General features: G+C 69.9%; 16 protein-coding genes and 1 pseudogene. 5 read left to right on the top strand and 12 right to left on the bottom strand.

Annotated elements, in window-relative coordinates; genetic code table 11:
- The first annotated feature begins 794 nt into the window (after positions 1 to 794).
- The 3 genes from ACN20J_RS48670 to ACN20J_RS48660 all read left to right on the top strand — a co-directional run bounded on the left by ACN20J_RS48670 (position 795) and on the right by ACN20J_RS48660 (position 4,296).
- Positions 795 to 1,466, top strand: coding sequence for a glycoside hydrolase family 11 protein (locus tag ACN20J_RS48670; protein ID WP_359939639.1), 672 nt, complete (start codon positions 795 to 797; stop codon positions 1,464 to 1,466).
- Positions 1,463 to 2,149 carry a polysaccharide deacetylase family protein gene (locus ACN20J_RS48665; RefSeq protein ID WP_419668655.1) on the top strand — a complete coding sequence of 229 codons (687 nt, stop codon included), beginning with the start codon at positions 1,463 to 1,465 and terminating at the stop codon, positions 2,147 to 2,149. Before ACN20J_RS48670 ends, ACN20J_RS48665 begins: the two co-directional genes overlap by 4 nt.
- A gap of 452 nt (positions 2,150 to 2,601) precedes the next feature.
- Complete coding sequence (locus tag ACN20J_RS48660; RefSeq protein ID WP_419668654.1) at positions 2,602 to 4,296, top strand: TlrC/CarA/OleB/SrmB family ABC-F type ribosomal protection protein; 1,695 nt, start codon at positions 2,602 to 2,604, stop codon at positions 4,294 to 4,296.
- A 6-nt stretch (positions 4,297 to 4,302) separates the two neighbouring features.
- On the opposite strand, the gene ACN20J_RS48655 is transcribed toward ACN20J_RS48660, so the two are convergent.
- Genes ACN20J_RS48655 through ACN20J_RS48645 form a run of 3 tightly spaced genes read right to left on the bottom strand, consistent with a single transcriptional unit; the run spans position 4,303 to position 7,280 of the window.
- Entirely contained in the window at positions 4,303 to 5,385 is a 1,083-nt protein-coding gene (locus tag ACN20J_RS48655; RefSeq protein WP_190231787.1) for a transaldolase family protein, read from the bottom strand.
- A gap of 17 nt (positions 5,386 to 5,402) precedes the next feature.
- A complete protein-coding gene (locus ACN20J_RS48650) occupies positions 5,403 to 6,026 on the bottom strand; it encodes a dTDP-4-dehydrorhamnose 3,5-epimerase family protein (protein ID WP_246575599.1) in 624 nt (207 codons plus the stop codon).
- 39 nt (positions 6,027 to 6,065) lie between these two features.
- The gene (locus ACN20J_RS48645; protein WP_189844954.1) at positions 6,066 to 7,280 is read right to left on the bottom strand and encodes a macrolide family glycosyltransferase; all 1,215 of its coding nucleotides are present in this window, start codon (positions 7,278 to 7,280) and stop codon (positions 6,066 to 6,068) included.
- Between the two features lie 292 nt (positions 7,281 to 7,572).
- On the opposite strand from ACN20J_RS48645, the gene ACN20J_RS48640 reads away from it, so the two are divergent.
- Positions 7,573 to 8,805 (top strand): class I SAM-dependent methyltransferase, encoded by a 1,233-nt coding sequence (locus ACN20J_RS48640; RefSeq protein WP_419668653.1) that lies wholly within the window; start codon positions 7,573 to 7,575, stop codon positions 8,803 to 8,805.
- An 87-nt stretch (positions 8,806 to 8,892) separates the two neighbouring features.
- On the opposite strand, the gene ACN20J_RS48635 is transcribed toward ACN20J_RS48640, so the two are convergent.
- On the bottom strand, positions 8,893 to 9,891 hold the full coding sequence (locus tag ACN20J_RS48635) for an aldo/keto reductase (RefSeq protein WP_246575598.1): 999 nt from the start codon (positions 9,889 to 9,891) through the stop codon (positions 8,893 to 8,895).
- A 54-nt stretch (positions 9,892 to 9,945) separates the two neighbouring features.
- The gene (locus tag ACN20J_RS48630; RefSeq protein ID WP_419668652.1) at positions 9,946 to 10,950 is read right to left on the bottom strand and encodes an NAD-dependent epimerase/dehydratase family protein; all 1,005 of its coding nucleotides are present in this window, start codon (positions 10,948 to 10,950) and stop codon (positions 9,946 to 9,948) included.
- A gap of 423 nt (positions 10,951 to 11,373) precedes the next feature.
- On the opposite strand from ACN20J_RS48630, the gene ACN20J_RS48625 reads away from it, so the two are divergent.
- Positions 11,374 to 12,618: an IS701 family transposase gene (locus ACN20J_RS48625; RefSeq protein WP_419668651.1), complete on the top strand. Its 1,245-nt coding sequence runs from the start codon at positions 11,374 to 11,376 to the stop codon at positions 12,616 to 12,618.
- Between the two features lie 4 nt (positions 12,619 to 12,622).
- Here the strand turns inward: ACN20J_RS48625 and ACN20J_RS48620 are convergent, their stop codons facing one another.
- The 7 genes and pseudogenes from ACN20J_RS48620 to ACN20J_RS48590 all read right to left on the bottom strand — a co-directional run.
- Entirely contained in the window at positions 12,623 to 14,248 is a 1,626-nt protein-coding gene (locus ACN20J_RS48620; RefSeq protein ID WP_419669093.1) for a helix-turn-helix domain-containing protein, read from the bottom strand.
- A gap of 587 nt (positions 14,249 to 14,835) precedes the next feature.
- The gene (locus ACN20J_RS48615) at positions 14,836 to 15,141 is read right to left on the bottom strand and encodes a hypothetical protein (protein ID WP_419668650.1); all 306 of its coding nucleotides are present in this window, start codon (positions 15,139 to 15,141) and stop codon (positions 14,836 to 14,838) included.
- Positions 15,138 to 16,511, bottom strand: a complete 1,374-nt coding sequence (gene ccrA / locus ACN20J_RS48610; protein WP_419668649.1) for a crotonyl-CoA carboxylase/reductase — start codon at positions 16,509 to 16,511, stop codon at positions 15,138 to 15,140. The genes ACN20J_RS48615 and ccrA overlap by 4 nt, the downstream gene beginning before the upstream one ends.
- Before the next feature lie 12 nt (positions 16,512 to 16,523).
- On the bottom strand, positions 16,524 to 17,246 hold the full coding sequence (locus ACN20J_RS48605) for a class I SAM-dependent methyltransferase (RefSeq protein WP_361923524.1): 723 nt from the start codon (positions 17,244 to 17,246) through the stop codon (positions 16,524 to 16,526).
- Between the two features lie 21 nt (positions 17,247 to 17,267).
- The gene (locus ACN20J_RS48600; protein WP_419668648.1) at positions 17,268 to 18,542 is read right to left on the bottom strand and encodes an activator-dependent family glycosyltransferase; all 1,275 of its coding nucleotides are present in this window, start codon (positions 18,540 to 18,542) and stop codon (positions 17,268 to 17,270) included.
- A 23-nt stretch (positions 18,543 to 18,565) separates the two neighbouring features.
- Entirely contained in the window at positions 18,566 to 19,813 is a 1,248-nt protein-coding gene (locus ACN20J_RS48595) for a P450-derived glycosyltransferase activator (protein ID WP_419668647.1), read from the bottom strand.
- Positions 19,810 to 25,545 (bottom strand): annotated as a pseudogene (locus ACN20J_RS48590) (SDR family NAD(P)-dependent oxidoreductase); the annotation flags it as partial. The gene ACN20J_RS48595 and the pseudogene ACN20J_RS48590, both read right to left, overlap by 4 nt.
- Positions 25,546 to 25,603 lie beyond the last annotated feature (58 nt).

The following is a 25,603-nucleotide window of genomic DNA, read 5'->3' as shown; positions in this document are numbered from 1 at the left end:
CTGACCAGGGGACTTCCGTCGTGTGGTCACCGGTAGCGCCACCATGCGCCTCCTTCGTCGTACGGCCCGGTCGGGCGACAGAGGACACGAAACAGGTGGTACGTGAGAAGCCACTGAGAATTGCGGGGTAATTCCAGGAGTATTCGAGGTGTCCACAAGATGAACTGCGCGCGTTGACACCGAGGTCACAGTTCGAACATTTCGCTGCCTGCGCATCACCCGAGCCGCGACATGACACAAGGCCCGCCACGCGGGCACGGTCGGAACAACCTTGCGACCGCGCGGGATCTCGGCGGCGCTGCCGGAGTCGGCGTCCGCAGAGCCCGTAACCGGTCGTCCGTTCCCCGGAGCACCCCGACACCGTCCCCCTCAGCCCACAGCACGCGGAACGGCACTCGCCGTACGGATGGCAGGTCCGACGGTCCTCGACCTGTGGGAGTGGCTTCAACGACCCCGAGTCCAGGCCGCGGAACTCCCCGAGGGTCAAGGGCATCGTCTCTGCCAACGCACCGGCATCGGTCTGGCCACACACGGAGGTGTGATTCTGTCGAGGCAAGACCGTTCGAAACATTCGATGCCGCAACCCATATATCTGATCTTCAGTGAACAGACATCACCTCCATGACCACATCGACAAACCAGAAAAGGCATACGACCAGGTGTTATTCCCTTCGTGGACATCGAATTCCCTACGAATGTTTCGCAATCAAGGGCGAAACTATTGACGCTTGACGGGTGCAGGTCAACACTGTCGGACCAAACCCCCGCCCGTGGAAGACGGAGGAAACCCGCACATGAACCTCATACCTGCACAGCCCAGCCGCAGGCAGACCTGCGCCATGATGCTGGGCGCCGCGACCGCGCTGGCTCTGCCCGGCACGGCCCGCGCCGACACGGTCGTCACCACGAACCAGACCGGCACCAACAACGGCTACTACTACTCGTTCTGGACCGACGCACAGGGCACGGTCTCCATGAACCTCAGCTCCGGCGGCAGTTACAGCACCACCTGGAGGAACACCGGGAACTTCGTCGCCGGCAAGGGCTGGAGCAACGGCAGCCGCAGGAACGTGTCCTACTCGGGCTCCTTCAGCCCATCCGGCAACGCCTACCTGTGCCTCTACGGGTGGACGTCCAACCCGCTCGTGGAGTACTACGTCGTCGACAACTGGGGCACCTACCGGCCGACGGGAACGTACAAGGGCGCCGTCACCAGTGACGGCGGCACTTACGACATCTACCAGACGACGCGGTACAACGCCCCGTCCGTCGAAGGCACGAAGACCTTCAATCAGTACTGGAGTGTCCGCCAGTCGAAGCGGACCGGCGGCACCATCACCACCGGCAACCACTTCGACGCCTGGGCGCGAGCAGGAATGCGCCTCGGCAGCTTCAGCTACTACATGATCCTCGCGACAGAGGGATACCAGAGCAGCGGCAGCTCCAACATCACGGTGTCGGCATGAGCACCCGAACACGTCTCGCGTTACATCCCCTGCCGACGACGCTCGCCGCCGTCGCGCTGGTCGCCGCGGGCAGCCTCACCGTCAGCTCCGCCCCGGCGCAGGCCGCCGCCTGCAACGGATACGTCGGACTCACCTTCGACGACGGCCCGTCCGGCAGCACACCGGCCCTGCTCAACGCGCTCACGCAGAACAGGCTGCGGGCCACGATGTTCAACCAGGGCCAGTACGCCGCCGCCAACCCGTCCCAGGTACGGGCGCAGGTCAACGCCGGTATGTGGGTCGGCAATCACAGCTACACCCACCCGCATCTGCCCCAGCTCGGCCAGGCACAGATCGACTCGGAGATCTCCCGGACCCAGCAGGCGATCGCGGCCGCGGGCGGCGGTACGCCGAACCTGTTCCGGCCGCCGTACGGCGAGACCAACTCGACGGTGAAGGCGGTCGAGGCCAAGTACGGTCTGACCGAGATCATCTGGGACGTGGACTCACAGGACTGGAACGGCGCCAGTGCCGATGCCATCGTCCAGGCCGCCGGACGGCTCGGCAACGGCCAGATCATCCTCATGCACGACTGGTCCGCCAACTCCCGGGCCGCGATCCCCCGTATCGCGCAGGGGTTGACCGCCCGCAGCCTGTGCGCCGGCAGGATCTCCCCGCAGACCGGCCGCGCCGTAGCCCCCTGACAGGTTGGTCCGGCGTCCTCTGCACGACCTCTACGCACCACCCATGAGGTGTCGCCCCGGCGACTTGCCCGCAGCGACGGCCGGCCTCGCGCCGGCCGTCGCCTTCGTGTCCGCTTCAACTCGCGTTCGGCGCGCGCACGTTGTCGGCAGCCCGGGCGCCGGTCGAGCGCGGCGTCGTGCGACTTCAGTCGTGGCGCATCTTCCGCACTGCAGCATGAAGCGCCTGCGTTGCTGTGATAGTTTTTTTGCCATGGGTTCTCTGTGAGAGTTGAGTAAATACGTGACGGCGTCGAGTGCGACTCCGCTGTCACGTATTTCCGCGTACCTCCACAATGCCTCGCCCCGGCGTTCGGCCGATTGGGCTTCTTAGTCAAAGGCTTCTCCGGCAGTTGTGGTGTACGCGGGCACGGGCACGACACCCCGCACTCAGCTGTGATCAGGAGGACCCCTGCGTGAGTTCCGCTCAATTCGCCCTGCACGACATCACCAAGCGGTACCAGGACCGCGTAGTACTCGACCGCGTGGACTGCACCGTCAAGCCCGGCGAGAAGATCGGCATCGTCGGTGACAACGGATCCGGCAAGTCCACACTGCTCAGGCTGATGGCTGGGCGGGACACCCCCGACGACGGAACGGTGAACGTGGTCGCCCCCGGTGGTGTGGGATATCTGCCGCAGTCCCTGGATCTGCCGGAGAGCGCCGTCGTCCAGGACGCCGTCGATCTCGCCCTGGCCGAACTGCGGGAGCTGGAGAGGCAGTTGCGAGCGGCCGAGGCCGAACTGGCCGACCAGGCGCGGTCGGACGAAGAACTCGCCAAGCAACTCAAGGCCTACGCCGAGTTGATGGAGCGCTATCAGAGCCGTGGCGGGTACGAGGCCGACTCGCGGGTGGACATCATGCTGCACCACGTCGGCCTGCCGGACCTGGAGCGGGACAGGACGCTGGCGACCCTCTCCGGAGGTGAGCGCTCTCGCCTGGCACTGGCCGGAACACTCGCATCGGCACCCGAACTGCTGCTCCTGGACGAGCCGACCAACGACCTGGACGAACGGGCGGTGACCTGGCTGGAGGACTATCTGCGCCGCTATCAGGGCACCGTGGTCGCGGTCACCCACGATCGGGTGTTCCTGGAACGCCTCACCACCACCATCCTGGAGGTCGACTCGGGCCGGGTCACCCGCTTCGGCGACGGCTACGACGGCTACCTGTCCGCCAAGGCGGCGGAACGCCGCCGGCGGCTGCGCGAGTACGAACAGTGGCGCAGCGAACTCGACCGCAACCGGCAGTTGGTGGCCACGCAGGTGCAGCGGATGGACGGCATTCCGCGCAAGCTGCCCCTCGCCGTATTCGGGGCGGGCCAGTTCCGGTCACGTGGTCGCGTGCACGGCGCGACGTCCCGCATCCGCAACGCCAAGGAGCGGGTGGCCCGCCTGACCGAGACGCCCGTCGCCCGTCCTGCCGACGCACTCGCGTTCACCGCCCGTATCGCCACCGCGGACCAGGAGACGGTGAAGGACAAGGACACGGTGGCCGAGCTCGAGGAGGTGCGGGTCGGAGATCGCCTGCGGGTCAAGTCGCTGCGCATTCGCCCCGGCGAGCGACTCTTGGTCACCGGTTCCAACGGGGCGGGCAAGACCACCCTCCTTCGTCTGCTGGCCGGGGAGCTGCCGCCCGACGACGGTTCGGTGGTGGTCAACGGCCGGGTCGGACACCTGCGGCAGGAACCCATGTCCTGGCCGCTCGGCCTGACCGTGCCTCAGGCCTTCGCACAGGGGCGGAGCGGCCACCCGGACGATCACGTCGAGGCGCTGCTCTCCCTCGGCCTGTTCGGCCCGGATGATCTGCGGCAACGGATGGGAGAGCTGTCCTACGGTCAACGCCGCAGGCTCGAACTCGCCCGGCTGGTGAGCGATCCGATCGACCTGCTGCTGCTGGACGAGCCGACCAACCACCTCTCGCCCGCCCTGGTCGAGGAACTGGAACAGGCGTTGACGGACTATCAGGGTGCAGTGGTCGTCGTCACGCACGACCGGCGGATGCAGCGCCGGTTCGCCGGATCCCGGATGATGTTGCGCGAGGGGCGGGTCGCCGCCTTCGGGACACGCTGCCCGGGAACTCCCGACGGCCGCCCCTCGGGAGCCCGGTGATGTCGGTCAGGCCCGCCTGAGCAGGGCCTCGACGGCCTCGCACAGTTCGGTCCACTCGGCGCGTGCGGCCTTGAGCTGAGTTCGCTGCAGCTCAAGGCCGAGGTCGTACAGGTCGACTCCGTGGCGGTGAAGGGTGGACAGCACCTGCCGCGAACAGGTCTCCGTACCGCTGACGGAGTCGCCGCGCAGCTCGGCCCGGCTGCGCACGGCGCGCAGTGTCCCCGGCCCCGCCGAGAAGACGCTGTTCCAGGCCACCAGCTCCTCCAAGTAGTGCACCGCCTCCCCCACGGGCGCCGCGTGCGAGGACCAGACGAAGTGCGGGGGACGGACGCCCGCGCGGACCAGCGACCGCCAGCGAGCGCCGTCCATCAGCTGCTCGCGGCGGTGGTGCAGCAGCCGGGCAACCGCCACCGCCCAGTCCTCGCGCCGCGCCGTGAGGCCGAGCCGGGCCGCGATCGACTCGTCCAGCAGCCGTAGCGGGACGGAGGCCGCGAAGTGGATCCCCGACAGCTCGCACCCGGCGTCGCGGGCCCGCTCCAGACCGCTGAGGAACTCCTCGAAGAGCCGGTCGAACTGTTCGAGCGTGAACAGCGACCGGACGTCGACGCTGATGCCCCGCGCCAGCAGATCGCCGACCAGCGGCCCCTCACCGTGCGCCACATGCACGGACACCACCGCGTTGGGCCGGTCCACCGTCCACCACAACGCCGAGGCTTCCGCGACCGCCCTGCGGCCGTCGGCGTACGGGTCCAGCGGTACGAAGACACAGGCACACAGTCCGGCACTCTTGCGGTAGTGCGGCAGCAGCTTGTCGCAGGCGGCACGTGCGTCCTCGTACAGCAGGCTGTGCACCGCTTCGCCGGTCGACACCCGCCGTGACGCGAGGTCGGACAAGTGGGCCTGGTAGGCGTCGCCGTTGCGTACCGCCTCGGCCACCGCGGCGGGTTGGGCGGCGACGGCGCACGCGCCCAGCTCACGGAGCAACTCCGCGAAACGGCCGGTTCGCTGGAGTTCGCGGGTCGTGCCCTCCACACACAGGCAGACACCTTCCGCCGCCAGCTCGACCGCCGGCCGGGATCTCTCCGTCATGTCCCCTGACCGCGCGTTCACTCGCTGTGGACGGGCAGGGCCTGATACGTACGCACGCATTCCTCGTACGTCGGCAGCGATCCGCCTGCGGCGGCCTCGGCGAGGGACCTGGCCGCCGCGTCCCGGGCGGACCTGATCGGGGGCTCGGCCAGATTCCACGGAAGCCCCAGGGCGGGGTCGAGGGCGTCGACGTCGATGATGGTGCCGTGGACGTACTCGCGGGTGCACAGGTAGTTCATGCAGGTGTCGTCGGCGAGTGCGACATAGGCCAGGCCCAGCCCGTCGGGCAGGTACACGGCGGTGGCCCTGTCCGGGTCCTGTCGGACGACGTCGTGGTGGCCGAAGGTCGGTGAGCCGACCCTGAGGTCGACGACCATGGTGAGTGCGGCGCCTCTCACGCAGGTCACTATCTTCCCCTGCCCTGGCGGCAGCGTGGTGCCGTGGATGCCGCGCAGGACGTTGCGGTGGGAGACCGTGAAGTTGACCTGCCGGACCTCGAAGGCGTGTCCGGTGGCCGCTCGCAGTGACTCGTGGCGCAGCGCCTCGTAGAGCCGGCCCCGTTGGTCGCGGTGGGGCTCCGGCTCGATGCGGTAGGCGTCGCGGACGGCTGTTTCGGTGATGAGCATGCTGCCGTTTCCCACTGGTCGGAGGATGGGCGCGCTTCGCGCGGACGGATACGTTCAGCGGTTCGTCGGCAGCAGATCCTCGATGACGGTGGCCGCCGCGGTGGCACCGCCGGCCCTCTGGATCCGCGCGCGCATCTGCCGCAGCCGCTCCCGTGTCCCGTCGTCCGCGAGCACCCGCAGTGCGGTCTCTCGCAGGTTCGCCGCCGTGACCTGCGCGCCGGTCAGCTGGGCGCCCAGGCCGAGTTCGGCGATCCGCCGCGCGGTGGCCCTCGGCTCCGTCATGACCGGTACGGCCAGCACGGGAACGCCGTAGGAGAAGGCCTCCATGGCCGTGCTCATCCCACCGTGGTTCACCACCAGGTCCGTGTGCGGGAACACGTCCGCGAGCGGCACGAAGTCCCGCACCCGGACGTTGTCCGGCAGCGGGCCGAGGTCCTCGGGAGCCAGCCCGCCACCAAGGACCAGGAGGACGTTCCAGGGTTCGTCGCGGAACGCCTCGACGCACGCGTGGAAGAACTCCGGCCGCTTGTTGTAGAGGGTCCCCATGCTCACCATCACGAGCGGCCTGCCGTCGCGAGGTGGCTCCCATGTGCCGTGGATGGAGGCCCGGGGTGCGCAGGGTCCGACGAAGTGGTGCTGGTCGTCGAAGGTGTCCCCGGCGTACTGGAAGTGCCGCGGCATGTAGAGCAGCGCCGGACCGCTGTGGACGCGCCCGGTGAAGGTGGTCGCGTCGTCCTCGACCCCCTGCTCGCGCAGCAGCCCGTCGATCCCGGCGACCAGGTCCCGGAGGGCCGGTTCGTCGGGCGGGCCGGCCGCCTCCGCGTCGGGCTGCATCGACCAGTGCTCGTTGGCGGCGTAGGTGGGTGTGCTCCGGATGGCCGGAATCCCCCACCGGTCGGCGAGGATACGCCCCACCCAGAACGAGGACGGGTCGTGCACGATCACATCGGGACGGTCGCCGGTGAAATGCCTCTCCAGTGGCGCCACGGTCTGGCGGGTCATGTCCAGCAGCCATTCCAGAACTCGGAGTATTTCGTCCTTGTCGGTGTACTCGTCGGAATTCTGCTGCGGCACCATATGGGTGCGGAACCGCTCTTTGTCCATGGGGTACTCGACCACTTTGGCACCGACACGGACCGCGCGTTCGGCGATGTCCTCGGGAAGCGCATAGGTCACCCGGTGACCGCGGGCCACAAGTTCCTCGGCCACTCCCAGTGTCGGATTCACATGCCCGGGAACAGGGAGGATGAAGAATGCGATGTGAGCCACGCGGAACCCTTCACTAGGTGTCTTTGGTTACGCAATCCTGACCGTGGATCAGCGGCAAAGAGAGGCATCTCCGGGAGTACGGCACCACACGTTAAGAGAGCAGGCCGGCCGAGGCAACACCGAGCTGACATAGTGGTGTTCGCGTTTCCAGCGGGGAAGAGGACTGGGCTGCGGCCGCCGAGGAATCATTTGGGCCATGCCGGGCTCGAAGGTACCCGTTGAGCCCGTGCCAGGTGACAAAGTGCCGACCGATTCGTCGATCGTTCGACCGCGACGACGAGAAGATCCGGTAATGATCATCACTGCGTGCCGCATTTGCGGAAACCGCGAACTGCTCCCGGTGCTGGACCTCGGGGAGCAGGCGCTGACCGGTGTGTTCCCGACGAGCCGTGACCAGATCGTCCCCTCGGTCCCGCTGGAACTGCTCGTCTGTTCCCCCGCGGGGTGCGGGCTGGTGCAGTTGCGCCACACCCCGGACGCCGACCTCATGTACGGCGACGACTACGGATACCGCTCGGGCATCCGGCCCTTCATGGTCAATCATCTCCACGGCAAGGTGGCGGCCATCCGGGATCTGGTCGAACTGGGCCCCAAGGACTTGGTCGTGGACATCGGCAGCAACGACGCCACCCTGCTGAGCGCCTATCCCGAGGACGGCCCCCGGCTGGTCGGCATCGACCCGACCGGTGGGAAGTTCCGCGACAAGTACCCGGCGAACGCCGAACTCGTCGTCGACTACTTCTCCCGTAAGACGTACGAGAGCCACTTCGGCTCCGAGCGCGCGAAGGTCGTCACCTCCATCGCCATGTTCTACGACCTGCCGGATCCGATGCGCTTCATGCAGGACGTCCACGACATCCTCGCGGACGACGGCATCTGGGTCATGGAACAGAGCTACATGCCCTCGATGCTGCACGCCGACGCCTACGACGTCGTGTGCCACGAGCATCTGGAGTACTACGCCCTGCGGCAGATCGAGTGGATGGCGGAGCGGGTCGGACTGACCGTGATCAAGGCCGAGTTGACCGATGTCTACGGCGGCAGCCTGTGCGTCACCCTGGCCAGGAGTCCCGACAGGTATCCCCGGGACGAAGCCGGTCTGGCGCGGATCCGGGCGCGGGAGGCGGAGGCGGGGCTCGACACGACCGCTCCGTTCGAGGCGTTCGCGCGGCGGGTCGAGAGGCAGCGGGAGATCCTGCTCGAATTCCTCACCCAGTCCCGCGAATCCGGGAGGGTGACCGTCGGGTACGGCGCCTCCACCAAGGGGAACGTGATCCTGCAGTACTGCGGACTGACCGAGTCGGACCTGTCGTGCATCGGCGAGGTGAGCTCGGAGAAGGCCGGTCGTTTCACGCCCGGGACGAATATCCCGATCGTGTCCGAGGAGGACGCCAAGGCGTGGAAGCCGGACCAGTTGCTGGTCCTGCCGTGGATCTACCGGGACGGCTTCGTCGAGCGGGAGCAGCGCTTCCTGGCCGACGGTGGCAAGTTGGTCTTCCCGCTGCCGGCACTCAGCGTCGTATGACGGCTGCATCGGTCGGCGCGAGCCGGCCGATGCACCACCCCGGCCGTGTCACTCGACCGCAACCCCGGCCTCGCCCCCCGTCCCCGGTCACCGGGGCGGCGCGGCGTGGCCGGGACGGGGCAGGGGGAAGAGCGCGTCCAGCTCGGCCAGTTCGGCCTCCCCGAGGACGAGATCGAGGGCGCGTAGCGCGGAGTCCAGTTGCTCGGTGGTCCGCGGCCCGATCACAGCGCCGCTGATCCCGGGCCGGGACAGCACCCAGGACAGGCCGACCTCCGCGGGGTTCTCACCGATCCGATCGCAGAACCGCTCGTACGCCTCGATGTTGGAGCGCAGTTCGGGCAGCAGCTCCTGCGCCCTGCCCTGGGCCGACTTGACGGCCGTGCCCTGCGCCAGCTTGCGCAGGGCTCCGCTCAGCAGACCGCCGTGCAGCGGAGACCACGCGAACACGCCGACTCCGTAGGCCTCGGCGGCGGGGATCAGTTCCGCGTCGGCCGTGCGAACAGCCAGGTTGTAGATGCTCTGCTCGGACACCAGCCCCATGGAGTTGCGCCGCATGGCGGTCTCCTGGGCGGCGGCGATGTTCCAGCCCGCGAAGTTGGACGATCCGATGTAACAGACCTTTCCGCTGGCGACAAGGCGGTCCATGGCCTGCCAGATCTCGTCCCAGGGCGCGGCGCGGTCCAGCCGGTGCATCTGGTAGAGGTCGATGTGGTCCACGTCGAGGCGCCGCAGCGACTGCTCGCAGGCCGCGACGATGTGCCGGGCGGACAGGCCTCCGTCGTTGACACGGTCGCTCATGCCCTCGCCGACCTTGGTGGCGAGGACGACATCCTCCCGGCGGACACCGCTCTTGGACAGCCAGCGGCCGACGAGTTCCTCGGTGTGTCCCCTGTGGACGCGCCAGCCATAGATGTTCGCCATGTCGACGCAGTTGATGCCGCGGTCGAGCGCTTCGCTCATCAGTCTCGACGCGTCGGCGTCCTCGACCCGTCCGCTGAAGTTCACCGTTCCCAGCCAGAGCCGGCTCACCAGAGTCGCGCTGCGTCCGAGCCGTGTGTACGGTGTCCGCTTCCGATCCTCGCTCACGCTCGGATTCATCCCTTCAACTCGACCATCAAGGCTCGCAGAGCCGGTGTCCGGTCACCGCTCGCGCGACGTGCTCGCTGCCGCGACCGTCAATGCCGCCACCAGGTCTTTCAGTCCCTCGCGCAGTGGCAGGGCGGGGGACCAGCCCGTCACCGCGCTGAAGGCGGCGGGGTCGGATTCCGGAGTGTGGAAATCGCCCGCCTCGGCGAAGTCGGGCGGCTTCACGGACTGGACCGGGACGGGTGGGCGACCTGTCTGCTCGGCGACGGCGTCCGCGAGGAACGAGAACACCTCGCCCAGGCGGACCCGACTGCCGCTGCCCACGGCCCAGTCACCACCCTCCAGTCGCGGTACGTGGTCCAGCGCCGTGACGAAGGCATGAGCCGCGTCGCGCACATGGAGGAAGTCACGTTCGACGGACCCGTCGTGCCACATGGTGAGCGGGTCACCGTCGACGGCTCGGCGGGTCATGGCCGCGAGCACGCCGCGTCCCGCCGAACCGGACAGCGGAGAGCAGCCGTACACGGTCGACAGCCGCAGCACGACGCCTCGGACCGTTCCCCGTGAGGTGCCCTCGTGCAGCACCTCCTCTGCGGCGATCTTCTGCTGGGCGTACGCGGCCCGGGGGTGCTCTCCGGACGTACCGGCCTGTGCGGTGCTGGCGAAGACGACCGCCGGCGCGGGGGCGTCTCGGCCCTCGAACGCCGTGACCAGGTCGCGCATCACACCGACGTTCACCCGCTCGGTCCGTTCGTCGGCCGCGCGCCAGGACCGGTCGCCACCCACCTGGGCGACGAGGTGCACGACGGCGTCGGCTCCCTCGACCGCATCGGCGAGCGCGCCGGGCCGGGCGAGGTCCATCTGACGCGCCTCGACATCGGCCACCGCCTCCGCCGCCGGTACCGGGCTGAGGCCCCGCGCCACCGCGCGCACCCGCACCGGCAAACCGGCGAGTCGGTCGACGACGGCGGACCCCATGAACCCGGACGCACCGAGCACCACGATCAGCGGCCTTCGTGTGTCCTTCGACTGGTTGAGCAACTCGGCAGCGAGCTTCACATGCCTCCTCATTCGCCCATCCCTCGTACGCCGAACCTACCAGAGGGGTGATCGCCCGGACGAGGTTTGACCTGCCAATTCATGCTCTGCGAGGGCGAATTGACGAAGGTGTGTCAGGTCGCCCCTCCCACGGTCGCCGAACGCTCGGGAGGAGCCCGAACGCATCGCGTACCACGACCCGGGGGTGCCGGCACCACCACTCGCACGGTGTCAAAAGGCACGAGTGGGAGCGGAGATGGTGACCGGGCAACCACCTCGGTGCCGGTATGGGGGCGCCTCGCCCCACCGTTGTGAACCCGTCACCGCAGTCCCCCGCGAAGTGGGTCCCCTGCGGACCTGGGGAGCGGGGACGCGGCCGACGAGGCTGTGAGCACGACGAGCCCGGCCGTCGAGCGCTGCGGGAACCCAACTCTGAGGAGCTCCATGGGGACGCTGACCACTGCCCCGAAGACGCACCACAAACCGGCCAACTCCGCGGAATGGCACATCGCCCAAGAGGTGTGCGCCTCGGTACTGGCTTCACTGCGCCGCCGCGACCAGCGGCACAAGGGACAACTGTATGTGCACGGGCTGTTGACCGCGCAGGGCCGCAAGACCATGCGGAACCTCGCCACCAGCACGCAGGAGCCCGCCGCCGCGCAGAGTCTCCATCACTTCATCAGTGTCTCCACCTGGGACTGGTCCCAGGTGCGCACCTCGCTGGCCCGTCAGATGGAGCGAGTCATGACACCGCACGCCTGGGTGGTGCAGCCCATGGTGACTCCGAAGACGGGTGTCCATTCGGTGGGGGTCCAGCGGCGTTTCATACGCCACCTGGGCCAGGCCGTCACCAGTCAGCACAGCCACGGACTGTGGCTCGCGGGGCAGAACGCCGCGGCTCCGGTCAACTGGCAGCTCTCCGTGGACGAGGACCGGCAAAGAGGCATGGCGCCCGGCGGGCGCGGCGCGGTACCCGAGGTGTCGAGCGGCAGCCGGACGTACGACGACACGGCGATCTCCGTGGTCCTGCAGGCCGCCTCCTGGGGGCTCGCGCCGCGGCCGGTGGTGATCGACGCGCGCGACCTGCCGCCGGCGCCTCTCATCGAGGCGTTCACCGCCGCCGATCTGCCCTTCCTGCTGCGCGTCGGCAGCCACACACCCCTGCTGGCCCCGGAGTTGTCCGGTGGACAGCGCCGCGTACTGTCAGCGTCCGCGGAGCATCTCACCATGCTCGCCAGGTCCCAGCAGCGGCCCGTCGAGTGGGTCGATCCGGCCGTCCCCCGGGTCCTGCGCACCGGTATGGTCGCTCTGCTGCCCGTGCTGTGGCCCGGGATCAGCGTTCCGCGGCGGCCTCGCCCGGACAGGGTGTCCCCGGTCGAGTCGATGCGGTCCGGCGGAGCGGACCTGCTGCTGATGGGCGAGTGGCAGCCGAACAGGCGCCGGGTGGCGGAGCTGTGGATCACCAACATGACGCGGGCGAGCCGTGGCACCCTTCTGCGCCTGAGCAAGCTGACCCGCCGGGCCGACACCGACTTCGCGCGTATCTGTCTCGACGTCGGAGCCCAGGACTTCGAGGGCCGGTCCTACGAGGGCTGGCAGCGGCACATGACCATGGTCTCCCTGGCGCACGCCGTGCGGGTGCTGAAGCGCGAGAGCCAGGAACATGGTGAGGCCGAGCAGTCCGGATGACGGATCACCGGCCCCGCGACGGGAGATGGCCGACGTCCGGGGCCTGAGAGGCGTATCGCGTCCGGTGCAGACGCAGCGCAAGCTGTAGTTCCAGGGCGTGGTCGGGCTCCTGCCAGTCGCGGCCCAGCAGTTGGGTGATGCGTTCCAGGCGGCGCGAGACGGTGTTCGGGTGGACGTACAGCAGCTCGGCCGCGCGGGTCGGGCTGCACGCCGCCTGGAAGTACGCCTCGAGCGTCTCGACGAGCACGGTGAACCGCTGGGTGTCGTACTCGATCACCGGTCCGATGATTTTGTTGACGAACTCGGTGACGTCGTAGTCCTCGGCGAACAGCAGGCCGAGGAAGCCGAGGTCCCGCGCGCACGCCGTCCTGCCCACACCGCCCATGGCGATGAGTGCCTCCACGCATCGCATCGCCTCCTGGTGGAAGCGCTGTACGCTCTCGGGCCCCTCCGTGGGACCCGCGGCTCCCACCGTCACGGTCTTCTCCAGCACGGCACTGAGTCCGGCCGACACCTCGTCCGCCATGGCCGCGGGATCGTCTCCGGGCAGGAGCAGCACCAGACAGTTGTCACGTGCCATCTTCAGTCCCTGGTGACGCTGCGCCCAGGAAGCGGCCCATGCCTTGGCCTTCTCGTCGACCGGGCCGTCGGGTCGGGCCACGACCACGACGTGGGTCCGGTCCAGCCTCACGCTGAGCCTGCGGGCGCGGGCCACCGCCGCTTCCGCCGGGTCATCGATGCCAATCAGATCCTCCAACAGGTCGTCCCGCCACGGCTGACCGGCGGAATCGTCCTGCCAGAGCGCCATGAGCATGCTGACAACGTTGGCCACCGTCGGGAGCAGTTCCAACTGCCCGGGGTTCATCGGCTCGTCCGGGCGGTGCAGCAGCCATCCGGGATCGGAGCGGGCCGTCAGTGTCATGAGCCAGGTGCCGTCTGCCAACGCGACAGGCCGACCGCCGGCGTTGCCGTTCGCCTGGGCCCGCTCCAGGTCTCCTGGATGTGGTGGCTGTCCGGGCCCGGACGAGGCGACGACCTCTCCGGACCGGTCGTACACCGCCAGGGAGCCTCCCAGCTCCCGTGCGCAGTGGTCCAGCAGATCGTTCATCTCCGCACCGTCCAGTGCCAGTTGCAGCAGGCCCCGCTGGATCCGGGCCGCACGGGGTTCGGCGGACCCGACGAACCTCCCTGGCGGCCTCAGCTCGCCCCGGGGCTCGTCCGCCCTCATCTTCGCGAGCAGCCTGCCCGACTTGACCGCGACAGCGGCGATGTCGGCGAGGGACCGCAGCAGGGTGATCTCGTCCGGCAGGAACTCGTGCACACGGCGGTTCCCCACACCGAGCACGCCCAGTTGCTCGTTCTCGGCCCACACCGGCACCGACAGAATGGCGTGCACGCCCTCGGCCCGCGCCGCGGCATAGACAACCGGGTCATGGTCGAGGTCGTACTCGGTGAGGTAATCGGCCGCCGAAAAAGGCCCCTGATGCCTGGCGACGCTTCCTCCGGGCCCTTTCCCGAGCGGCACTTTGAGACCGATGAGTTCTGGCGTGACGGCGCCGTCGACAGCACTGATCACGGCTTGTTCACCCGACTCGTCCAACAGGGCGACATAGACCACGTCGGTATTCATCAACAGCCTGGCCCGCCGGACGATCTGGTCCAGCGAAGCACCCGGATGGGGCGAGCGGCTGAGCTCCCGGACTACATCGACAAGTCCGGTGAGTTCCGCCTCTCTCTGCCGCCCACGGCTGACACGGTCTCCGACCTCCAGCGCCAGGCGTTTGGCGCGCCCGAGGTATTCGACGGTCTCCCTGTCGGCACCCTTGGCACGCGCTTCCAGTACGAACTCCTCGAACCGCCAGGCCGGAGCGCCCGCACTGAGAAGTTCCAGAAAGCGAAGCGCGACCGCCGTACCTTGTGAATTCTCCGCTCCCATCCAGCCCCCGCTTATGTGAGATGACCGATGCCCTGGACCTGCAATCCCGGAATTGCCGCTCCACAAGTCAAAGTGGATGGCCCATGGCAGGAACTAACGGATGCCCCGCGTCAAGCGCCACACCGTTTGTCCCAAATAAAGCAACCGGAACAACCCCGTAGGTAAAGACATGCCCATGGCCTTCTCTAGGAACGATTAGATGATCACCACGCTTCACCCGTCAAGGAGGCGTGGGACACCTCACCGAAGACAGGCCGACTTGGAGGCAGCACACGTCACGATCACGCCAGCGCATTCCAGCCAGTCACGGCCAACCGAAGCGGGAGCACTCGGTACAGATCGGGACGGAATCGCACCGGTGTCCCGCGATCCGGATTGCATTGCTTCGAGTTGTTATTGACGATTTTCTTCATACTGGTCTGGACCGCTCGATCCTCGGCCAGGATCTCTTCGGCAATACCGGTCCAGGTAAATGTTTTCGCGTACCCGTTCCAGGAGCCGATGTAGTCGCGGATCCACTTGACCAGGATGTTTACGCTTGCGAACGCGCCCCGGCCGGAAGGATCCATACCTGAACCGACGATCACTCCGTGGGCCTGCCAGGCAAGCGGAAGCGGTTGATGGCGTCGACGTGCTGGGCGCGCTTCTCCTCGTCGCGGACGCCGAGGCCCTCGGTGGGCGCCAGCGCCAGGACTCCGACCTTGCCCTGATGGAGGTTGCGGTGCACGTCGTACGCGGCCTGCCCGGTCTCCTCCAGCGAGTACACGCGGGAGAGCGTGGGGTGGATCTTGCCCTTGGCGATGAGCCGGTTGGCCTCCCACGCCTCGCGGTAGTTCGCGAAGTGTGAGCCGATGATCCGCTTCAGGGACATCCACAGGTAGCGGTTGTCGTACTCGTGGTTGTAGCCCGAGGTCGAGGCACAGGTGACGATCGTGCCGCCCTTGCGGGTGACGTACACGCTCGCGCCGAAGGTCTCGCGGCCCGGGTGCTCGAAGACGATATCGACGTCCTCGCCGCCGGTGAGCTCACGGATGCGCTTGCCGAAGCGCTTCCACTCGCGCGGGTCCTGGTTGTGCTCGTCCTTCCAGAACCTGTAGTCCTCGGCGTTGCGGTCGATGATCGCCTCGGCGCCCATCGCACGGCAGATGTCCGCCTTCTGCGGGCTGGAGACGACACAGATGGGGTTGGCGCCGCCGGCGAGCGCGAACTGGGTGGCGTACGAGCCGAGTCCACCGCTCGCGCCCCAGATCAGGACGTTGTCGCCCTGCTTCATGCCCGCGCCGTTGCGCGAGACCAGCTGCCGGTAGGCGGTGGAGTTCACCAGGCCGGGGGCGGCGGCCTCCTCCCAGCTCAGGTGGTCGGGCTTGGGCATCAGCTGGTTGGACTTCACCAGGGCGATCTCGGCGAGGCCGCCGAAGTTCGTCTCGAAGCCCCAGATGCGCTGCTCGGGGTCGAGCATCGTGTCGTTGTGCCCGTCGGACGACTCCAGCTCGACGGACAGGCAGTGCGCGACGACCTCGTCACCGGGCCGCCAGGCGTTCACGCCCGGACCGGTGCGCAGGACGACGCCCGCCAGGTCGGAACCGATGACGTGATATGGCAGGTCATGGCGTTCGGCCAGTGGCGAGAGCCTTCCGTACCGCTCCAGGAAATGGAACGTCGGGATCGGCTCGAAGATCGAGGACCACACCGTGTTGTAGTTGACCGAGGAGGCCATCACGGCCACCAGGGCCTCACCGGGCCCCAGTTCCGGCACCGGCACGTCCTGGACGTGCAGCGACTTGCGCGGGTCCTTGTCGCGGGAGTCGAGCCCCGCGAACATGTCCGTCTCCTCCTTCTGGAGGGTCACGGCCCGGTAGGACTCGGGCAGCGCCAGGGCCTCGAAGTCGGCCGAGACGGCTGTCGCCGAGCCGCCCGACGAGGTGAGCGATTGGATCGCCTCAAGAATGTGCCGCATACGTTTCCCTCCTCAGACCCGGACGCCGATGAAGAGCCCGCGCTCGGTGGCGGCGTGCGCGAGGTACTCGACGGACAGTTCCGCTCGCGCGAAGGCCGCTTCGTACTGCGCCCGTTCGAAGAGCGTGATCCGGTGGCTCTCCTGCAGATGCGCCACCCCCTCTCCCGGCACGCCCACGAGGTAGTTCACGTCGATCCGGGTCGCTCCGTCCTCGATGACGGAGTGGGAGAACCGGGCGATCGAGCGGCCCTCGGCCTCGACGAGACTCGTGCCGACGTACCCCGGCGTGAAGTTCTCCGGGAACCACCAGGGGTCGACGATCACGACCCCGCCGAGTGGGAGGTGCGCGGCGAACCGGCCGATCGCCGCGTCCAGTTCCTCCTGGTCCCGCATGTGGCCGATGGAGCTGAACATGCAGATCACGGCGTCGAAGCGGCGACCGAGGGCGAAGTCCCGCATGTCTCCCCGGTGGATACGGACGCCCGGGTTGCGCTGCTCGGCGATGGCCAGCATGTCGGGTGACATGTCGACACCCTCGACCTCGTCGAAGATCTCGCCGAGGTACCGCAGGTGCATCCCTGTGCCGCAGGCCACGTCCAGGAGCGAACGAGCCTCCGGCAGCCGGGAGTTGACGAGCGCGGCCAGCTCCTTGGCCTCCGCCTGGTAGTCCTTGCCCTTGCCCTGGTGTGCCAGGTCGTACAGCCGGGCGATGTCGCCGGTGTATTCGAGGTTCATGTGTTGGCTCCTTGAACGGGGTCAAACGCGTCGGTGCGCGGCGGTGAGGCGTTCGAGTCGGGGTACGAGCGCGGCCGGGGTGGGGGCGGCGAGCATCTCCTCGCTGAGGCGCCGCGCACGCTCTGCCATCTCGGGGCTCTCCAGCGCGTGCACGACGGCGTCCCGCAGCGTGTGCACGTCGAGCTTGTCGGGGGCCAGCGCGATGCCGGCGCCCGCCTCGGCGAGCTGCAGTGCCTTCAGCGGCGCGTCCCACAGCGAGGCGACCACGATCTGCGGGACGCCGTGCAGGGTGGCCGTGAAGCAGGTGCCCGCGCCTCCGTGGTGGACGATCGCGGCACAGCTGGGCAGCAGGGCGTCCAGCGGGACGAAGTCGACGACCCGCACGTTGGCGGGGAGATCCCCGGAGTCCGGGAGCTGTTCGGCGTCCAGGGTGGCGACGATTTCGGCGTCCATGTCCGCCAGTCCCGCGAGCAGTTCGTGGAAGGGCACGTCGTCTCCGCCGTACGTCTCCCTCGTGGACACCCCGAGCGTGATGCAGACCCTGGGCCGGTCCGGCTGCTCGGACAGCCAGTCCGGAATGACCGACGCGCCGTTGTACGGCACGAACCGCATCGGCACGACCTCGCCCCGAACGGGCAGCCGAAGGCTCTGCGCGCTGGGGTCGATCGTCCACTGGCCGGCGAACAGTTCCTCGACGGTGTCCTCGTCGGCCGCCAGGCCGTGCCGCTCCAGCGTCCACGTCAGCCATTCGCCGACCGGGTCCTCGCGTTGCTCGGTGGGGCGCTCGTCGAGCAGCCGCTTGAACTGCTGCCGCGCGTTGAGTACGACGTCGGGCCCCCACAGCAACCTGGCATGGGCGGCGCCGCAGGCGTGCGCGGCGATGGGGCCCGCATAGGTGAACGGCTCCCACAGCACGAGGTCCGGTCGCCAGGAGCGTGCCAGGGCGACCATGTCGTCGATGGTGCTGTCACCGTTGAGCGGCGCGAAGCACATGGCGGACATGATCGTCTGCTGCCCCAGGGCATGTTCCCAGGACTGCGGCGCGTCCCGGGTGTCGGCGAAGTCCATGCCCTGCTGGTAGAGGACGAGGTCCCCGCCTATCTCGGTGATCAGCTCGATGATGGCCCCGTCGTCACCCACGGGTACGGCGGTCAGTCCGGAGGCGGTGATGGTGTCGGTCAGCGACGGCTGGCTGGCGACCCGTACGTCGTGCCCGGCGCAACGCAGCGCCCAGCCGAGGGCGACCAGGTTGTAGTAGTGCGTGTTGTGTGCGAATGAGGTCAGCAGGATACGCATGCGGGCACTCCCCTCCTCGGGTGCTATACGGCAGCGGTCGGCAGGGCACGGGCCCCTCGGGCGGCGGCGACGGGGAGACGGGCGTATCCGCGCAGTACCGGCGAGCGACGGCGACGGACGGCCGGGCCAGCGGTGTGCAGGCCGGGGAACCGTTCGCCGAGCGCCCCGAGGGCGGCCTCGGCGACCGCCGTGACGAGGGGACCGCAGAAGCGGAAGTACAGATCGCCGGGAAGCCCGAACGGTCCGGACGCGGGCCGTGAAAGGTCGAACTGGGCGGCGTCGGCGGCATCGCGGTTGACGGCGGCGACGAGAATCACGAGCCGGCTGCCTGCCGGGATGCGCTCGCCCGCGACCTCGGTGTCCTGCCGGGCGACCCGCCACTCCAGGCGCACGGGCGGGGCCGCACGCAGTGTCTCCGTCACCGCGGCTGCCGCCAGACCTGGATCCTGCGCGAGGGCGGCCCATTGCCCGGGCTGTTCCACGAGCGCCTGTACAGCGTTGCCGACGAGGGTGGCGGTGGGCTCGGCGCTGCCCACGGCCAGGGCACGCGCGGCAGCGACCGCCTCGGGATCCCGCCCGGTCGGCAACTTCCTCAGTACAGCGGTCAGTTCGGCCTCCGCCTGTGCCCCGGCGACGGCGTCGGGGAGGAGTTGTGGGCACAGCGCGCTGTCGAAGGTGCCGCGGCACCCGGTCAGCGCGTCGTCGAAGGCGTTCGCCAGCGACTGCGGCACACCGAGCCGTTCGCGGATCACCCGCGCCACCAGCCTGCGGGCGTACGTGTCGACGAGGTCGATCGCGCCGCCGGCGTGAAGGGAGTCCGCCAGACCGTCGAGGAGGGTGCGGGCGTGCGCGGCGGCCGATTCGCGCAGCGCCGTCCGGTGCTGCCCCGACGGCAGCGGTCCGCCCCGGACGGTGAGGGCGCCGAGCCTTTCCCATGTCGCACGGTCCGCGTCGAGTGCGGTACCGGAGAGCGGCAGTTGCCGCTCTCCCGGGCGTCGGCCGTCGGTGGTCAGCCCGTCGAACGCCGGTGCGGCGATCACCTCGTCGGCGACGGTCCGGCTCGCGGTCACCCAGGTGTCCAGGAGCTCGCTGTGGAAGAGCGGTCCTCGGGCCCGTACACGCTCCTCATAGGGGGCGGGATCGGCGGTCTCGTCCCGCAGGACGAGTGCGTAGGGGTCGTCCTGGGCGCCCGCGAACCACTGGGCGGCGCGGGTCAGTTGCAGTCGGCGGCCGGCGGCGGCCGGGTCGGTCACGGTCGGTGCGAGGCTCACTTGTCCCCCTCGTTCTCGGTGGTGTCGGTCGCAGGACCGTGCGCGCCCATGAGGCTCAGGCCGTCGAGCCAGCCGAGCACCGCTCGTGCGGTGTGCGGTGCGTGCTCGCTCATCAACGTGAAGTGGGTGCCGGGCAGTTCGGCGGCGGTATGGGCGTACTCCCAGCGCGACTGCCAGCCGCCCGGCTCCCCCGTCCACTCGCCCAGGGGCTCGGCGGCCCGGATGTGCAGTACGGGTGCGCAGGTGGCTCGCGGCGACCAGTCCAGGAGCATGCGGTGGTAGGCGCCCATGGCGGTCAGGCGTGTGTCGTCGGGCGGGACGGCCGCGCGACGCGCCACCCAGTCCAGCATTTCGTGGCGCCACACGCCCATCGCGCCGGGGTCCCGGGGTGTGTAGACATCCAGGAGGACGAGGGCTGCCGGGCCGTCGCCACGGGCTTCGAGATGACAGGTAAGGGCGTGGGCAAGGTTGGCGCCCGCGGAGTGCCCCAGCAGGACGAAGGGCCGGCCGGCGGCGAGGCGCGCGAGCGCGGCGGCCTGTGCTTCGAGGAGCACGTCCAGCGACGCCGGCAGCTTCTCGCCCGGCTCGAAGCCGGGTTGGGGCAGTGCGGCGAAGTCGCACCGGCCCTCGAGCGCGCGGGCGAGGGCGAGGAACTCGTGCGGGCCCGACGCGACGGACGTGCCGGCGCACCCGACGAGCAGCGGGCGGCCCGGGCCGGTCGTGGCCTCGGCACCACTCATGACGACCGGAGTCAGCGGCTGCTCGTCGGCGGTCCCGAAGGAGGGGCGAAAGGACGCGGCCGCGGCGAGCACGTCGACGGCCTCGCCGACCCGGCGGGTGCGGACGGCTTCCTCGTACAGGCCGGTGAAGCCCGTCCGCGCCGTCGGCCGTGCGGCGTCGACCAGGGAGCCGGGGCCGGTGCTGGTTCCGGCCGGTGCCCGGTCCGTGACACCGGCCGGAGTGTCACCCGGCCGGTCGCCGGCGAGCAGGCCGGCCAGGTGGTCGGCGAGCGCACGGGAGGTGCCGTGGTCGAGGACCACGGTCGCGGGGAGTTCGACGTCCAGCGCCGCGCCGAGACGCCGACGCAGCTGGACCATGGACAGGGAGTCGAACCCGAGCAGCAGGAACCGCTCGTCTGCCGCGACCTCCTCGGGACCGGAGAACCCGAGGAGGTCGGCCGCCTCGTCCCGGATCAGCGCGAGCAGGGCAGCCGGTCGGTCGTCGGGACCCAGCCCTTCGATACGCGCCCGGGTGACAGCGGTCGCGTTCCGGCCGGGCGCAGTCGCATGGTGGCCCGGGGCCGCGGTCACCGCCGACTCCGGGGGCCCGTCCGGGAGTTGAGGGGCGGGGTGCGCCTCCGGCAGTCCGGAGATCAGCGGGCTGGGCCGGAAGGCGGTGAAGCCGTCGGCGAAGCGGGGCCAGTCCATGTCCGTGACGGTCAGGCAGGGCTCTTCGTCGTCGATGGCGCGGACGAGGTGTTCGAGCGCCGTCCGGGGCGCCATGGGCCGTACTCCGCGGCGGCGCAGGTACTCGGCGCCCTCGCCGCCTCCCATGCCCTCGCCCTCCCACACTCCCCAGGCGACGGACGTGGCGGGCAGGCCGTCGGCGCGGCGGCGCCGGGCGAGGGCGTCCAGTTCGGCGTTGGCCGCGGCGTACGCACCCTGTCCGGCGCTGCCCCACACTCCTGCGCCGGACGCGTAAAGCACGAACGCGTCCAGGTGGTGGGAGCGTGTCAGCTCGTCGAGGTTCCTGGCTCCGGCGACCTTGCCGGAGTACACCTCGGCGAAGAGGCCGGCACCGGTGTCGGTTAGGGCGCTCACCTGCGGGACACCCGCGGCGTGGAAGACCGCGGTGAGCGGGGTGTCCGCCGGTACGGCGGCCAGCACGCCGGCCAGTCCGTCCCGGTCCGCGACGTCGCACGCGACCATGGTGACCTTGACGCCCAGTTCGAGGAGTTCGGCTTCGAGCGCGGCGCCCGCCGGCCCACGCCCGCCACGTCGGCCCACGAGCACCAGGTGCTGCGCGCCGTTACGGGCCAGCCAGCGGGCGAGATGCGCGCCGAGGGCACCGGTACCGCCGGTGACCAGGACCGTGCCGCGCGGCCGATACCGGCGAGCGCCCGTGGCTGTCGCGGCACGGACCAGTCGGTGTCCGTGGGCGCCGGAGTCCCGTACCGCGATCTGGTCCTCGGGGCCGTCGAGCCGCCGTACCGCCGAGGCCCAGTGGACGTCCTGTGCGGAACCGGGCAGGTCGATCAACCCGCCCCAGCGCGTGGGCATCTCCAGTGCGGCCGTGCGGCCGAGCCCCCACAGCTGGGCGCCGGCCGGGGTGGGCCGCTCCCCGCGCTCCACGGCGACCGCGTCCTGAGTCACGCACCACAGGCGAGCGGGCACCGCCTCATCCTCCATCGCCTGGGCCAGGAACACGGTTGCCAGCACTCCGGCGGCCACCGGCCCGTGCTGGGGATGCTCCCGATCATCGGCGCCGAGCAGCGAAAGCACCCCCGACACGGGAGCGTCTGTGTCACTCTCCATGTCACCTCCGGCCGGGTGCAGGGACCCGGCGAGGGCGGCGGCGAGCGAGGAACGGTCGGCGGACACCACGTCGACGGGCAGCCGTGTGACGACGGCGCCCGTGCCCTTCAGGGCCCGCTCGGCAGCCTGGGTGAGCGCGGTGCCCCCGCCCTCGTCGGGGTGGACGAGAAGCCAGTGGCGAGGGGCGGCCGACGGAGCCGTCGCCGCGCCTGCCGTGTTCCGGCCCGCCCGGGAGGCGGGAAGCGGCTGCCAGGCGGTGCGGTAGCGCCAGTCGGGGAGCGCCTGCCCGGCGGGGGTGGCGGGTTCGATCCAGTAGCGGCGGTGCTGGAAGGCGTACACGGGCAAGGGGACACGCCGGGCGCCGGAACCCGCGAAGAGCGAGGCCCAGTCCACGGTGGCGCCCCTGGTGTGGGCCGTGGCCACCGCCCGGAGCAGGGTCGTGGCCCCGGAGTGCGGCGCTGCTGCCGGGCCGCGGACGCCGGTCGGAGGCCTGCGCAGCAGGGGCACCAGCGTCACGTCAGGGTCTCCCGCAAGGCACTCCTCGGCCATCGCGCTCAGCGCTCCGTCCGGGCCGATCTCCACGAACGTGGTGACCCCCTGGGCGCGCGCCGTATGTACGCCGTCGTAGAAGCGGACGGTCCGCCGGACATGGGCCACCCAGTAGTCGGGGCGGCGCAGTTCGTCGGCCGTGGCGGCCCGTGCGCCGGTGCCGCCGGTCGCGTGGGAGATGACCGGGATTCGCGGTGCGTGGTAGCGCAGCCCTTGTGCGACCCGACGGAAGTCGTCCAGCATCGCGTCCATGAGGGGCGAGTGGAAGGCGTGGCTGACCCGGAGCCGTTTCGTCGCACGCCCCAGAGCGGCGAACCGTGCCGCAAGCTCCGTCACCGCCTCGTGCGCGCCGGATATCACCACGGATTCCGGTCCGTTGACGGCCGCGACACCCACCGGGCCGGTGCTGTCGGCCAGCAGGTCCAGGACCTCCGCCTCCGACGCACGGAGGGACACCATGGTTCCGCCGTCCGGCAGTTGGTCCATGAGTCGACCGCGCGCGGCGACCAGGGTGCAGGCGTCGTCGAGGTCGAGGATCCCGGCTGCGTGGGCGGCGGCGATCTCGCCGACGGAGTGCCCGAGAAGCCGGTCGGGACGCATGCCCCAGTTCTCCAGCAGTCGGAACAGTGCCACCTCGACGGCGAAGACCGCAGCCTGCGTGTACCGCGTACGGTGCAGCAGCTCCGCGTCCGGGGTACCGGGCTCGGCCTCCAGCACAGCCGACAGCGGCCGGTCCAGCCGGGGGTCGAGTCGTTGAGTGACGGCGTCCAGCGCGTCGGCGAACACCGGGAAGGCGGCGCGCAGATCGCCGGACATCCCGGTGCGCTGGCTGCCCTGCCCGGCGAACATGAAGGCGAGCTTGCGGTCGCGTTGGCGTACACCGCTGACCACTGACGGGGAGCGGCGGCCGTCCGCGAACCCGCGCAGGGTGTCCATCAGTTCGGTGCGGGAGGAACCGAGGAACACGGCACGGTGTTCGAAGGCACTGCGGGTCGTCGCCAGCGAGTGCCCGATGTCGAGCGGAGCGAGGTCCGGCGCCTCGACCAGGTGACGGTGCAGACGGTCGGCCTGATCGCGCAGAGCGGCCTCGCCGCGCCCCGAGACGACCCACGGCACGGGGACGGAACCGTCCCGGGGCACGGAGACGGAACGGAGACCGGCGGCCGGGGCCTGCACGCGCTCCGCCGCGTCGCCGACCGGGGCTGTCGCGGGCTCCACGCCGACCCGCGGGACTGTCGTGGGCTCCGCACCGTCCGGCGGGACTGTCTGCGGCTTCGGCTCGGCGGGCGGCGCCTCCTCCAGGATGAGGTGTGCGTTGGTCCCGCCGACGCCGAAGGCCGAGACGCCGGCCCGCCTGCGGCTGCTCGTCCGTTCCCACGGGACGGGGTCCGTCAGCAGCCGTACGGCACCCGCCGACCAGTCCACGTGCGGGGTGGGTGTCTCGGCGTGCAGAGTGCGCGGCAGCAGCCCGTGGCGCATGGCCTGCACCATTTTGATGACACCGCCGACACCTGCGGCGGCTTGGGCGTGCCCGATGTTGGACTTCAGCGACCCCAGCCACAGCGGTCGGCCGGGCGGCCGTTCCTGGCCGTACGTGCCGATGAGGGCACTCGCCTCGATGGGGTCACCGAGTCGCGTGCCGGTGCCGTGCGCCTCCACCGCGTCGACCTGGTCCGGTGTCAGCCGGGCGTCGGCGAGCGCCTGCCGGACGACCCGTTGCTGGGAGGGGCCGTTGGGCGCGGTCAGGCCGTTGCTGGCGCCGTCCTGGTTGACAGCCGACCCTCGTACGAGGCCGAGCACCGGACGGCCCTCGCGCTGTGCGTCGCTCAGCCGCTGGAGCACCAGCACACCGACGCCCTCCGCCCACCCGGTGCCGTCCGCGTCCGCCGAGAATGCCTTGCACCGGCCGTCGGCCGCCAATCCCTTCTGCCGTGAGAACTCGACGAACGCCGCCGGGTCCGGCATGACCGCCACACCTGCGCCCAATGCCAGCCCGCACTCGCCGCGCCGCAGTGCCGTGACCGCCACATGCACGGCGACCAGCGAGGACGAGCAGGCCGTCTCGATGGTCATCGAGGGGCCTTCCAGCCCAAGGGCGTACGACACCCGTCCCGACAGCACCGCGTCCGCACTGCCGGCCAGCAGGTGCCCCTCCGAGCCTTCCGGCACCCGGCCGGGATCGGAGACGTAGTCGGCGTGCGCCGCGCCGACGTACACCCCGGTTCGGCTGCCGCGCAGCGTGTGGGGGTCCAGTTCGGCCCGTTCGAGGGCCTCCCAGCACACTTCGAGGAGCTGGCGCTGCTGCGGGTCCATCACCACGGCCTCCCTCGGCGATATGCCGAAGAAGGGCGCGTCGAACTCCGCGGCACCGGTCAGGAAACCGCCCTCGCGGCAGTACGTGGTCCCCTGGGCGTCCGGATCGGGGTCGTACACACCGTCGGTGTCCCAGCCCCGGTCGGTGGGAAACGGCCCGACCGCGTCCGTACCCGTGGCGACCAGTTCCCACAGCGCCTCGGGCGAGTCGACGCCTCCGGGGTAACGGCAGGCCATGCCGACGATGGCGATCGGCTCGTGCTGGGCCGCCTCGAGTTCACGGTTGCGCCGTCGGAGCTTCTCAGCCTCCTTGACGGAGGCACGCAGGGCCTCCACCAACTTCTCGGGGGCGGCCTGGGAGGGGGACATGGGCATGAGCGGTTCTCCTCTCGGA

The sequence above is a fragment of the Streptomyces sp. 2-1 genome, from assembly GCF_048564895.1.
In the GTDB taxonomy this organism is placed as follows: Bacteria; Actinomycetota; Actinomycetes; order Streptomycetales; family Streptomycetaceae; genus Streptomyces; species Streptomyces phaeochromogenes.
This window is presented reverse-complemented; position numbering and strand designations above follow the sequence as displayed.

Excerpts from the sequence above, each read along its gene's own strand:
- ACN20J_RS48670 (WP_359939639.1), top strand. The coding sequence starts at position 795 with ATGAACCTCATACCTGCACAGCCCAGCCGCAGGCAGACCTGCGCCATG.
- ACN20J_RS48600 (WP_419668648.1), bottom strand. The coding sequence starts at position 18,542 with ATGCGTATCCTGCTGACCTCATTCGCACACAACACGCACTACTACAAC.
- ACN20J_RS48620 (WP_419669093.1), bottom strand. The coding sequence starts at position 14,248 with ATGAATACCGACGTGGTCTATGTCGCCCTGTTGGACGAGTCGGGTGAA.
- ACN20J_RS48640 (WP_419668653.1), top strand. The coding sequence starts at position 7,573 with ATGATCATCACTGCGTGCCGCATTTGCGGAAACCGCGAACTGCTCCCG.
- ACN20J_RS48655 (WP_190231787.1), bottom strand. The coding sequence starts at position 5,385 with ATGACGGAGAGATCCCGGCCGGCGGTCGAGCTGGCGGCGGAAGGTGTC.
- ACN20J_RS48625 (WP_419668651.1), top strand. The coding sequence starts at position 11,374 with ATGGGGACGCTGACCACTGCCCCGAAGACGCACCACAAACCGGCCAAC.
- ACN20J_RS48605 (WP_361923524.1), bottom strand. The coding sequence starts at position 17,246 with ATGAACCTCGAATACACCGGCGACATCGCCCGGCTGTACGACCTGGCA.
- ccrA (WP_419668649.1), bottom strand. The coding sequence starts at position 16,511 with ATGCGGCACATTCTTGAGGCGATCCAATCGCTCACCTCGTCGGGCGGC.
- ACN20J_RS48665 (WP_419668655.1), top strand. The coding sequence starts at position 1,463 with ATGAGCACCCGAACACGTCTCGCGTTACATCCCCTGCCGACGACGCTC.